Annotated in this window: 10 protein-coding genes; 6 read left to right on the top strand and 4 right to left on the bottom strand. The window is 56.3% G+C overall.

Translation table 11 applies throughout. From position 1 onward, the window contains the following. The first annotated feature begins 83 nt into the window (after positions 1-83). From JL05_RS14760 to cmoB, 3 genes are all read left to right on the top strand, one after another. A complete protein-coding gene (locus JL05_RS14760; RefSeq protein ID WP_004932387.1) occupies positions 84-479 on the top strand; it encodes an MAPEG family protein in 396 nt (131 codons plus the stop codon). Between the two features lie 102 nt (positions 480-581). Further along, complete coding sequence (cmoA, locus tag JL05_RS14755; RefSeq protein WP_033632842.1) at positions 582-1,325, top strand: carboxy-S-adenosyl-L-methionine synthase CmoA; 744 nt, start codon at positions 582-584, stop codon at positions 1,323-1,325. Beyond that, on the top strand, positions 1,322-2,293 hold the full coding sequence (gene cmoB / locus JL05_RS14750; protein ID WP_015378134.1) for a tRNA 5-methoxyuridine(34)/uridine 5-oxyacetic acid(34) synthase CmoB: 972 nt from the start codon (positions 1,322-1,324) through the stop codon (positions 2,291-2,293). Before cmoA ends, cmoB begins: the two co-directional genes overlap by 4 nt. A 36-nt stretch (positions 2,294-2,329) precedes the next feature. On the opposite strand, the gene JL05_RS14745 is transcribed toward cmoB, so the two are convergent. Next, positions 2,330-4,303 carry an FKBP-type peptidyl-prolyl cis-trans isomerase N-terminal domain-containing protein gene (locus tag JL05_RS14745; protein WP_050501249.1) on the bottom strand — a complete coding sequence of 658 codons (1,974 nt, stop codon included), beginning with the start codon at positions 4,301-4,303 and terminating at the stop codon, positions 2,330-2,332. Next, positions 4,300-4,704 carry a YuaE family lipoprotein gene (locus JL05_RS14740; protein ID WP_033632840.1) on the bottom strand — a complete coding sequence of 135 codons (405 nt, stop codon included), beginning with the start codon at positions 4,702-4,704 and terminating at the stop codon, positions 4,300-4,302. Before JL05_RS14740 ends, JL05_RS14745 begins: the two co-directional genes overlap by 4 nt. 438 nt (positions 4,705-5,142) lie before the next feature. Here JL05_RS14740 and JL05_RS14735 point away from each other — a divergent pair, with 438 nt between their 5' ends. Then, positions 5,143-6,963: a putative phage tail protein gene (locus tag JL05_RS14735; RefSeq protein WP_033632839.1), complete on the top strand. Its 1,821-nt coding sequence runs from the start codon at positions 5,143-5,145 to the stop codon at positions 6,961-6,963. Positions 6,964-7,094: 131 nt separating this feature from the next. Here JL05_RS14735 and cutC read toward each other — a convergent pair whose 3' ends face one another. Continuing rightward, positions 7,095-7,853, bottom strand: a complete 759-nt coding sequence (cutC, locus tag JL05_RS14730; protein WP_015378138.1) for a copper homeostasis protein CutC — start codon at positions 7,851-7,853, stop codon at positions 7,095-7,097. A gap of 101 nt (positions 7,854-7,954) precedes the next feature. Here cutC and JL05_RS14725 point away from each other — a divergent pair, with 101 nt between their 5' ends. Then, on the top strand, positions 7,955-9,103 hold the full coding sequence (locus JL05_RS14725; protein WP_033632838.1) for a MalY/PatB family protein: 1,149 nt from the start codon (positions 7,955-7,957) through the stop codon (positions 9,101-9,103). On the opposite strand, the gene JL05_RS14720 is transcribed toward JL05_RS14725, so the two are convergent. Continuing rightward, positions 9,100-9,666, bottom strand: coding sequence for a VOC family protein (locus JL05_RS14720; protein WP_033632837.1), 567 nt, complete (start codon positions 9,664-9,666; stop codon positions 9,100-9,102). The genes JL05_RS14725 and JL05_RS14720 overlap by 4 nt on opposite strands. An 830-nt stretch (positions 9,667-10,496) precedes the next feature. On the opposite strand from JL05_RS14720, the gene argS reads away from it, so the two are divergent. Further along, positions 10,497-12,227: an arginine--tRNA ligase gene (gene argS / locus JL05_RS14715; protein ID WP_015378141.1), complete on the top strand. Its 1,731-nt coding sequence runs from the start codon at positions 10,497-10,499 to the stop codon at positions 12,225-12,227. Positions 12,228-12,254: the final 27 nt, after the last annotated feature.

Raw genomic sequence — 12,254 nt, 5'->3', positions numbered from 1 at the left:
ACATCAAATATTTCCCCGCGACAGTGAATACAATGACGGCTATGATGCTGGCTGCCAGTTTTGGTTAGGGAACGGAGTTAAAAATGGTAAGCGCGCTTTATGTGGTGCTCGGCGCATTGTTGTTGATCAAACTCTCTTATGACGTAGTCAGGTTAAGGATGCAGTACCGCGTAGCCTACGGCGACGGCGGTTTCTACGAATTGCAGACCGCCATCCGCGTGCATGGCAACGCCGTTGAATACATTCCTATCGCTGCCGTATTGCTGGTGATCATGGAAATGAACGGCGCAGAAATCTGGATGATTCACCTCTGCGGCCTGATGCTGATGGCCGGGCGGTTGGTGCATTACTACGGTTTACGCAACCGCGAGGTTCGTTGGCGCCGTTCAGGCATGGCCGCGACCTATATCTCTTTGTTGTTGATGGTTCTGGCAAATATCTTCTATCTGCCTTGGGATCTGATTTTCAGCCTGCACTGATCCCGTTTTATCATCAGGCGGCCGCGCCGCCTGCTTCCGCTCCGCTTTTTTGCGCTTTTCTGTTAGACTACGCAGCTTCGAATTCTGAACTGATTTGCCGCTATGCCAAACCGCGATACTCTTTTCTCCGCCCCCATCGCCAAACTGGGCGATTGGACCTTCGACGAACGCGTCGCCGAAGTATTCCCCGACATGATCCAACGCTCCGTTCCCGGCTATTCCAACATCATCTCGATGATCGGCATGCTGGCCGAACGTTTTGTGCAACCCGACAGCCGGGTGTATGACCTGGGCTGCTCGCTGGGCGCGGCGACGCTGTCAATGCGGCGGAATATCAAGGTGCCCGGCTGCAATATCATCGCCGTCGACAATTCGCCGGCGATGGTAGAACGTTGCCGCCGCCATATTGACGCCTTCCGCGCTGACACGCCGGTTGATGTCATCGAAGCCGACATTCGCGACATCGACATCGAAGACGCCTCAATGGTGGTACTGAACTTTACGCTGCAGTTCCTCGAGCCGGCCGATCGCCTGCGCCTGCTGGAGAAAATCTATCGTGGCCTGCGCCCAGGCGGCGCGCTGGTGCTGTCGGAGAAGTTCAGCTTTGAAGACGCCGAAGTCGGCGAGCTGCTGTTCAACATGCACCACGATTTCAAACGCGCCAACGGATACAGCGAGCTGGAGATCAGCCAAAAACGCAGCATGCTGGAAAACGTGATGCTGACCGATTCGGTGGAGGCGCACAAGGCGCGTCTGCAACAGGCCGGATTCGAGCATGCTGAAGTGTGGTTCCAGTGCTTCAACTTCGGTTCGCTGATCGCCCTGAAAGCGGGGGATGCGCAATGATCGAATTCGGTGATTTCTATCAGCGCATTGCCAAGAGCCCCCTCAGCCACTGGCTGGATACGCTGCCCGCGCAGCTGAGCGCCTGGCAACGCGAATCGCTGCACGGCAAATTCAAGCAGTGGTTCAACTCGGTGGAGCATTTGCCGACGCTGACCCCCACCCGTCTCGATCTGCTGCACGGCGTGCGCGCTGAGATGGAGCCTGGCCTGTCACCGGGCCAGCGTGAAGGCGTCGAGAAAATGCTGCGCACCCTGATGCCGTGGCGTAAAGGGCCGTTCTCGCTGTATGGCATCGATATCGATACCGAATGGCATTCCGACTGGAAGTGGGATCGCGTGCTGCCGCACATCTCCCCGTTGGCCGGACGCACCATTCTCGACGTCGGCTGCGGTAGCGGTTATCACCTGTGGCGCATGATCGGCGCCGGCGCACACTTTGCCGTAGGCATCGATCCGATGCAGCTGTTCCTGTGCCAGTTCGAAGCGGTGCGCAAGCTGTTGGGCGGCGATCAGCGCGCCCACCTGCTGCCGCTCGGCATCGAGCAGTTGCCGGAACTGGCGGCATTCGACACCGTGTTCTCGATGGGGGTGCTGTATCACCGCCGCTCGCCGCTCGATCATCTGTATCAGTTGAAAAATCAGCTGGTAGCTGAAGGCGAACTGGTGCTGGAAACGCTGGTGGTGGAAGGCGATCGCCACCAGGTGCTGGTGCCGGGCGACCGTTATGCGCAGATGCGCAACGTGTATTTCATTCCTTCCGCCGAAGCGCTGAAATGCTGGCTGGAGAAATGCGGCTTCGTCGACGTGAAAATCGCCGATATGTGCGTCACCAGCCTCGAAGAACAGCGCCGTACAGACTGGATGACCAGCGAGTCGCTGGCTGAATTCCTCGACCCGAACGACCGCAGCAAAACGGTTGAAGGCTATCCTGCGCCGCTGCGCGCCGTATTGACCGCCAAAAAGCCCTAGCGCTTGCTAATCGGGCCGGCCTGCGCCGGCCTCAACTTACCCGTTGCCGGCATCGACAATCCGCAGCTCATACACCATCGTCGCGTTCGGCGGGATCTGCGGCGCATAGCCCGTTTCACCGTACGCCAACTCCGGAGGCACCACCATCGTCAGCGAACCGTGATTTTTCAGATGGCCGATCGCCTCGCGGAACAACGGCGGATAGGCGGAAAGCGGCTGAGACATCACCTTTCCACTGCGATCCATATCCTGGATCACGCTGCCGTCGGTTAAGCTCTCTTTCACCACGATATCCACCCGCGCGTTTTCCGCAATGGTTTCATCACCCGCATAATCGATGCGATACCAGAAGCCGGCTGGCGACTTCTGCGTGCCCTTCTTCTTTTTGAACTCGGCAACGAACGCTTCGCCTTTGCTGGTTTGCCTCTTCGCCGTCTGGCTTCTGGCGTCGTTCACCGCTTTTTCCGACTCCGCCAATGCGCGGGTCAGCTGCGCATCGCTCAACTGGTAATGGCCGTTGAAGGTATCGATCACGCCGGCCAGCAGCACGGTTTTATCGGGTGTGATGCCCCAATTTTTACGCTCCGCCAGCATCGTTTGGATATCGCGCCCCAGGGCGACGCCGGCAGCATAGCTCTGTTGTTCCGGCTTTTTCTTCAGCGTTTTCACCTCCGGCAACCATTTGGCCCGCGATCTCAGCCCGCTCAGTTCGTCTTGCAAAGCTTGCTGAGCCTGATGGGCGGCAGCCAGCTCCGCCGCCGTTTTATCCGCCCGTTGCGTCGCTTCATCCCTCTTCTGCGCTGCCTGCGCGCTTTCCGCCGTCACCGCCGCCAGACGTTGTTCCAGCGTTTTGGCCTGCTCGGTTTGCGTTTTGTTTTTTTCCTGCAGTTGCGCCAACTGCCGCTGCAGTTCCTCCGTCGCTTTGGCGGCTTCTATCGCCTGCTTTGCCAGCGCCGCCTTCAGGCTGTTCTCTTGCTGCTCGGCCTGCTGGCGTTGGTCATCACGCTCTTTTTGCAGCGCTGCCAGTTGCTGCTGAAGTTCCCCCGTCGCTTTGGCGGTCTCGGTCTTTTGCTGCTCCAGCGCCATCTTCAGGTTTTTCTCCTGTTTTTCGGCCTGTTGGCGTTGGAGATCCTGTTCTTTCTGCAGTTGTGCCAGCTGCCGCTGCAGTTCCCCCGTCAACTTGGCGGCTTCGGCCTGTTGCTGCGCCAGCGCTGTCTTCAGGCTTTTCTCTTGTTGCCCCTCCTGTTGTCGTTGGACACCCTGTTCTTTCTGCAGTTGTGCCAGCTGCCGCTGCAGTTCCCCCGTCAACTTGGCGGCTTCGGCCTTCTGTCGTTCCAGCTCAGCAGCGGCCGCTTTTTTGTCCTGTTCATAACGCTGACGCGCTTTATCGTTGGCGGTTTGCGCCGCCGCCAGCTTCTCCTCCCAAACCTGCTGCCGAACGTTTTCCGCTGGTTTAGGCAAGGCCGCCAGCCGTTGTTCCAGCAAGGCAATGCGCCGATCTCGCTCCGCGGTTTGTTGCTTTTGCCGCGCTAACGCGGCTTGCGCTTCGGCGATCTGCGCCTGAGCCTTGCGTTCCTGCGGCGTCAGATTCAGCGCCTGTCGCACGCCGCTGGCGAAGTCGCTCAACGCGCTCAGATCGGGAGCAGGTGCCGGTTTATCGGCAGCCGTCAGGGATGACGCAACGCGCAGCGCGGTCAGCTCCTGCTGCAGTGATTGAATAGCGGCTTGCTGTTGTTCCAATCGAGTCTCTTTCTCACGCAGCGCCTTTTGCAGCTGCGTCAGTTGCTTTCTCTGCGCAGCCGTTTCACGAATCTGAATCGGCCGGGACGCCGGCTTTTGGGTTTCCCGAGATGGGGTAACCACGGTATCAGCCGCCGGTGCATCCTGCCGCTGATAACGCTCGGCAAACTGCAATAACGCCGGCACATCGTCATCCGCCGCGGCCACCGCTGGCGCAAACGCCAGCGGTATCATCAGGCTCAGTAATGCCTTTCTTGCACGAGGGGTCATTGGGCGCGTTCTCCGCGCTCAGCCAGGCCGGTCATCATGGCAGAACTGATGTCTGCGCAGAGACGGCTGGTGCGATAACGATACAGCGCGTCGACGGTTTCCTGCGTGCCCGTATTGACCCGCTGACGTACCCCGGCATACTGCGCGGCGCCGCTCATCAAGGTATCGAACTCGCGTTTGAATTTCTGATATTTCTCGTTATCCATGCCGCGCATGGCATCCAGTTCGCGCTGGCACTGTTGCATGCGCTCGGCCTCACGCTGCCGCTTATCTTGCTCCGCAACTTCTTCTGCGCTGGGCGGCTTACTCAATGTAGAAACAGGCCGCTTGGCGGTCTGGCAGCCGGTCAGGGCCAACGTCAGCAAAAGCGCAGCGGTCAAACAGTGTGCCGTTCGGGTCATTATCGTTATCTCCTTGTAAAGTCCGCCGTCGACGTGCTCTGTGGCTGCGCCGACGGCTCTCCTCATTGGTGCTGTGATGTTCCGGCCATCAGCCAGGCTGTGTTCGGACATGAAAACGCAGACGCAGCGTTGAGAGGCATGACGCCAATAATTCACCGCATCAATACATACAAAAAAATCATTTAATATTATGATATTTAAAGGATTTTAACTCACAAACTTATCAGCAGGACATGACGATCGCAAGAAGATATGGGGGCTTGGTCGACCGAGATACCGCGTTGAAACGGGCAAATGGTCTTTACAAAACATAAAAAAAGCCCCGGCAAAACGCCGGGGCCTGACTTTACGCTGTATCAGCGTCCTACAAACCTTATCGACTGTTTCAATCGTCCCGTCTGATTGACAATCATGTTGCCAACCAACAGGAGAAATACCATGAGCAATATGATTAGTGTAAATAATATCAGTGAATTGCGTAATCTGACGCCAGTTACAGATGACCAGATTGTCTTTTTAGTTTCTCACTCCGCCGGACGTTTCGCCGGCGGCGGAGAATTCTATTATGCGAAAACGGATACAACCAGTGCGGACAATAACGGCACCGTGGTGGTTACATCGGGAGGAGCCCGCTGGAAACGACTGGAGCAGAAACTTAGTTTCGATCACTTCGGCGCCGATCCCAGTGGTGCCTCCGCCTCGGATGCAGCAATCAGCGCGACATTAAACTATGCCGCGAGTTTAAAAAACAAAGTGGTCTATGCTTCGGAAAATGCTCAATATCTGCTGACCAGTGCTCAGCCTATCAACGTCGCTAGCGGCGTCACTGTGAGAGGCTCCCGTCGCGGTATTGCTCAAGGCCCTGCAAGCCTCACAAGCAATGGTCCTAATCGGGCAGGCCTTGCGGACGACAGTGCTTTCATTATCAAGAAACCCGCGGGTACGGTTTGTTTCGCCTGCGATAAGAATGTTGTCTTTGATGGTTGGTCGTTCCTCTACCCGGATCAAAAATATACTGCCACCCAGCCGGAGGCATTCGTTCAATACGGTGCCACCATTACGGCAGGTGGCGCTCTGTCAGTCGCCAACTGCCGTTATGTAGGCGCCTATGACTTTGTTGAAGCTCGAGGAGAAGCCAACAACTTTGAGAATATCTACGGTTGGGCAGTCCGCTGCGACTACAGGGTTTATGAAAGCAGGGACATCAACAGATTTACCAATGTTCACGTCAATGCCAATGTCGTGCGTCCGACAGAAAACGCGGTTACTGCCTCTATCGCCGTAGCCGGTTCTTGTGCTTTCAATTTCGATCGCCACGACAATACGTTTATGGTGAATGTATTCTCTTATGGCAAAAAGATCTTTATCAAAACCACAACACAAGGAACTTCCTATTTAGGCGGTCTCAGCCTAAGCAATTTCATGGCAGACAGAAATGGTACCGGCATCGATATCGACTCAGATTCCTCCGCCAATATTCAAATCGCCAACGGTTCCTACATCAATGATTATGGTGATGCCGTTGGGGGATTCCTGGTATTAAGAAAATCCACCAGCCAATCTAATATCACCCCAGTTCAAATCAGTAATGTTAACTTCGCTACCGCCAATGGGCCCAAGGGCACACTGTCGCCCCAGGCTATTCGCTTCGAAGCTAACGCTGGGTATCAACTCTCATTCAGCAACACCGTTATGCCAATGTGGACAAACGGCAGTCTGAACAATGAAGCGGGTTACAACATTCTCAGAGGCACACTGAGCATTGCACAGCGCAGTTATCAGCTGCATGAGGCCCCGCTAAATTATTTGACGAACAGCAATCTGATCGCCATCGGTGCTGATAATCAGCCTACAGGCTGGTTTATCGACGGGAAACTGACGGTAGACAGCAATCTTCTGACAGCCACTGGCGACAACCCGGCCTACAAAGGTTTGGGTCAACGTATTCATCGGAGCATGGGACCGAGGACATTCTGGGCCATCGCATCCTCTATCGGCGATCAATCTACCGCGCAAGCTTCGACTGGCATTTGGGCCCGCTCGTTCAACGATAACTATACCGACACTGTCGAGAGCAATCAGGCTATTCCCTGGATACGCATCGGCAACCTTTACTACGCGCGTTTTGTCATGAACAACAATCGCACTATCCACGATATCTTGGTCAATCCCGGCAGTGGCAATAATACGGTGCGCATTTTAGCCTGCGGCATTAGCCCGGGTGAAATCTTCGACTTCTCGCCTGACACGTTGCAATAGTCTCTCGCGGCATAAAAAAAGCCCCGGCAAAACGCCGGGGCCTGGTACTTGCGTGATCGCCGAGGGCTCAGTGACACGCAAAGGGGTCTTACGGCCCGGAAACCGGTTGTCAAACGCGGCTAACTGCGTGTTTATGCGCTTTGCGCCAGAGGATCAACCAAGGCCAGCGCGTTTTTCATCGCCTCCACCATTTCGCCATCCACGCAATAATGGCTAAATTCGTCAAATTCGTTATCGGAACACATGGTGACGCCCGCCTTGCGATAACGCATGGTCGACGGCACCAGATGGCCGGAAGAGCTGTGCAGTTCATGCAGGCCGATATCGACAAACTTATGCAGATTGCTGAGGCGCACGCCGGCACCCGCCATGATCACCGGGCCTTGGCTGGCCTGGCGCAAATCGCGCAGCAACGGCAGGCCAAGTTCGGCGCTCTGCTGCTGGCCGGAGGTCAGAATGCGCGCCACACCCAGCTCGGTCAGTTGCTCCAGCGCCACCATCGGATTCTGGCACATATCGAACGCGCGATGGAACGTCACCGCCATGCCTTCGCACAGCCTCATCACTTCGCGCATGCGCGGCAGATCGATGTGCCCTTCGTCGTCCAGCATGCCAACCACCACGCCGGGGAACCCCATCTCGCGAATTTGGCGGATATCTTGTTTGATCACTTCGAAATCCACCGCGCCGTAGCAGAAATCGCCACCGCGCGGGCGAACGATCGGATGCACCGGGATCGCAACCCGCTCACGCGCCAGACGCAGCGTGCCATAGCTCGGCGTCAATCCCCCTTCGCTCTGGCTGGCGCACAACTCGATGCGATCGGCGCCCGCCCGTTCGGCCGTCAGCGCACAGTCGACGCTAAAGCAACAAACTTCCAGTTTTATCATTGTCACCCCCAGATAACGGCCAACATACGGCGGCAATTGTTCATTTCTTCATTTCTCACGTAGGCTCATGCATAGGCATAAACCGGCTCAGGGTTATCACTATGGCATTCAATTTTGATCAATGGGTAGACCGCAGTCACAGTGACAGCGTTAAGTGGGATAAATATCGCGGCAGCGACATCATCCCGCTGTGGGTCGCCGACAGCGATTTCACCTCACCGCCGGCGGTGATCGAAGCCTTGCAGCGCCGCGTAGCACACGGCGTATTCGGCTACACCCACCAATCCCCTGATCTTATTGAGGTTTTTATCCGCCGCATGGTAGAGCGCTACGATTGGCACATCAAGCCTGAATGGATCATTTTCCTGCCTGGCCTGGTGTGTGGCCTGAACCTGTGCGTGCGGGCCTGCACCGAAGAACATCAGAGCACGCTGGCCCCCTCGCTCATTTATCCGCCGTTTCGCAAAGCGGCCAAATTCGCCGGGCGTAAACACCTTCCGGTATCGCTAACAGCGGTCAACCAACGTTGGGGACTGGATTTTTCCTCGACGCATGATCAGCTCAACGGCAACGAAAAACTCCTGTTGCTGTGCAACCCGCAGAACCCCGGTGGCACCGTGTATCGCCGAGAGGAGTTGTTGCAGCACCATCAGTTCGCTCGCGAACACGATTTAATCGTCTGTTCGGATGAAATCCACTGCGAACTGCTGCTTGAGCCCGGCGCGCGGCATATCCCCTTCGCCACCCTGAATGAAGACGCGGCCCAACGCAGCGTGACGCTGATGTCACCGTCAAAGACGTTTAATCTCGCCGGGCTCGGCGCCTCAATGGCGATCGTTCCCAACGAAGCATTGCGACAAAAGCTGAAACGCGCGCGCAGCGGCATCGTGCCGGAGGTCAATCTGTTGGCGCTGGTGGCGGCGCAGGCGGCTTATCAATACGGACAACCCTGGCTGGATGAGCAGTTGATTTATCTGCGCGCCAATCGCGATCGTCTGACAAAGCGTATCAACGCCATGCCGGGATTGACGTTGCTGCCCGTCGAGGCCACCTACCTGGCCTGGATAGACTGCAGCGCGCTGCCGGTAGATAACCCGCATCAGTTCTTCGAACGTGCGGGCGTTGGGTTAAGCGCCGGCTTGGACTTCGGCGATCGGCGCTTTGTACGGCTTAATTTTGGTTGCCGATGGGCCCTGCTCGATGAAGCGCTCGATCGCATGGCGCGAGCCTGTGCGGCGCTGCCTGGCTAACCTTGTTCGCTGGCGACGATGTCTCGAATGGAATACGGATGAAACTTGATCGTGACCGTTCCGTCGGTGATGGCCAGCGTCGGGTTCGGTAGCCGCTCGCCCTCGCCTTTTGGCGAGCTTTGCTTCAGCTTGATCCCCGGCGCCAACAATGCCTCATCGGCAAGGTGGCTCAACGCCCGAGCGTACAGCGTCTGAGGATCACCACTGAGCACTAATTCGACGTGTTCCCAGCCTTCGTGCGGATAGCATTTCTCCCCAGGATACGGCAGCTCGATGCAGTCTATCCGCCACGGCCCTACGGCCAGCGGCTGAGACAAATCGAACAGACAGATAGGCCGCCCGTTGATCATCGATTCGGATAGCAGTGTCCCGCACTGCATCAGCCCCTGGCGCCAACGTTCGGCGGTGGCATTCTGGTGACAGCGCAGGGAGATGTGATCGGCGGTGAACGCGGCCAGATCAAGCCGCAATTTGGCGGCAAATTGATGCAGCGCCTGCTCGAAACGCGGCAAATCGAGCTTCAGATCGTCAAGCTCGGCAATGGCCTGCAAGGGAGTGGTCATAGAAACCTCAAAACAACGGAGCGCAAAGTTAAACGCGGTAATTTACACGGTGGCGGCAGTGCTCGCCACCGTTACGACGTTTTTCGGCGGCAGTTCAGAATGATTTTTGGTTGCGGACGGGGAGAATAAAAAAACCAGTCCCTTATTAAGATGACAGCTTATTAAAGCAACAGAAAAATAAAAAATAAGATTTTTCGCAAGCCATTATACCTTTTCTTCATGACGCTATGATTTAAGTTATTTTGCACAAAACTCTCTGCAGTCCATTGGGCAACTCGATTGAATAGTCTGGTTTAATCAAACCTGATCCACTTATCGAAACCACATAAAACCATAAGCACAACCTATTGTAAAAGAAGACAATAAACCCCACTAATTGATGTGAAACTAAGGATTATCTTAATTTACCCCCGGGCAATTGATTCACCAAGACAACTCAGCTACTTTGGAGGAAATTTAAATTCGAGATGATCATTATGTTATTGCTGACGATATCCTTGGTGTTGATAATTATCGCCGTATACGCCATCTACCGTCATTTCAAATCACGCAGCGCCAACACGCTGGATGCCGGTCGCCGCAATAAAAAGCGCTAGCTTCGCAACTCTCCCCTTCGTACATTCTGTTCAGATCATTCTGCTTTCACCTTCCGGCAATCAACGCGCCGCCCTCGACAACTGTTTCATCGCAGCGGCCGCGCCAACTGCTGACGGGCTCCGTCAGATCGGTTACAATTACAGGCTGTTTTGTGGCGGTCGCACATCGCGCCCGCCACCGTTGAATCCCGCAGGGGCTGGCTTCAGCCCCTCGTTCGTCATTAAGGTAACCCGGTGAATATTCAGGTTCTTCTTTCAGATAAAGTCAGCCAGGCGCTGATCGCCGCTGGCGCGCCAGCCGATTGCGAAGCGCAGGTCCGCCCTTCCGCCAAGGCGCAGTTTGGTGATTACCAGGCCAACGGCGTGATGTCAGTCGCCAAAAAGCTGGGCATGCCGCCCCGTCAGCTGGCGGAAAAAGTGGTGCAACTGCTGGATCTCGGCGACGTCGCCGGTAAAGTGGAAATCGCCGGTCCCGGCTTTATCAACATTTTCCTGAACAGCGATTGGGTCGCCCGCCAGGCCGATCAGGTGCTGAACGCACCGAAGCTGGGCATTGCGCCGGTTGAGCCCCAAACCATCGTTATCGACTACTCCGCACCGAACGTGGCGAAAGAGATGCACGTCGGCCACCTGCGCTCCACCATCATCGGCGACGCCGCGGCGCGTACCCAGGAGTTTTTGGGCCATAAAGTGATTCGCGCCAACCATGTCGGTGACTGGGGCACTCAGTTCGGCATGTTGATTGCCTACCTGGAAAAAATGCAGAACGAAAACGCCAGCGATATGGGCCTGTCCGATTTGGAACAGTTCTATCGCGAAGCCAAAAAACACTACGACGAAGACGCCGAGTTCGCCGAGCGTGCGCGCGCTTACGTCGTGAAGCTGCAGGGCGGCGATCAGTACTGCCTGAAAATGTGGCGCAAGCTGGTCGACATCACCATGGCGCAAAACCAGCTGACCTATAACCGCCTGAACGTCACGCTGACCGAAGACGACGTGATGGGCGAAAGCCTGTATAACGCGATGCTGCCGGGCATCGTCGCCGATCTGAAAGCCAAAGGGCTGGCGGTGGAAAGCGAAGGCGCCACCGTGGTGTTCCTCGACGAATACCAGAACAAGGACGGCGACCCGATGGGCGTCATCATCCAGAAAAAGGATGGCGGCTACCTCTACACCACCACCGATATCGCCTGCGCCAAGTATCGCTACGAAACTCTGGGCGCCAACCGCGTTCTGTATTACATCGACTCCCGTCAGCATCAGCACCTGATGCAGGCCTGGACCATCGTGCGCAAGGCCGGTTATGTGCCGGAGTCCGTCTCGCTGGAACACCACATGTTCGGCATGATGCTGGGCAAAGACGGCAAGCCGTTCAAAACCCGCTCGGGCGGCACGGTGAAGCTCTCCGATCTGCTGGATGAAGCCATCGAACGCGCCGAACAGCTGATCGCCGGCAAAAACCCGGATATGCCGCAAGACGAAATGAAGACCGTGGCCCGCGTGGTCGGCATCGGCGCGGTGAAATACGCCGATCTGTCGAAAAGCCGCACCACCGACTATGTCTTCGACTGGGACAACATGCTGGCCTTCGAGGGCAATACCGCGCCTTATATGCAATACGCCTATACCCGTGTGGCATCGGTATTCAAGCGCGCCGGGATCGACGAAAGCAGCCTGACACTGCCGCTGACGCTGACCGAAGAGCGTGAAATTGCGCTGGCTACCCGCCTGCTGCAGTTCGAAGAGGTGCTCACCACCGTCGCACGTGAAGGCACGCCTCACGTCATGTGCAGCTACCTGTATGATCTGGCCGGCTTGTTCTCCGGCTTCTACGAGCACTGCCAGATCCTGAACGCCGACAGCGAAGAAACCCGTCAGAGCCGCCTGAAGCTGGCGCTGCTGACCGCTAAAACGCTGAAAACCGGCCTGGATACGCTGGGTATCGAAACCGTCGAACGTATGTAAGCCGCACCGCGCGGAAAGTAAAAAGGT

The organism is Serratia nematodiphila DZ0503SBS1 (assembly GCF_000738675.1).
In the GTDB taxonomy this organism is placed as follows: domain Bacteria; phylum Pseudomonadota; class Gammaproteobacteria; order Enterobacterales; family Enterobacteriaceae; genus Serratia; species Serratia nematodiphila.
Note: the sequence above shows the minus strand (reverse complement) of the source record. Positions and strands in the feature narration are given on the sequence as shown.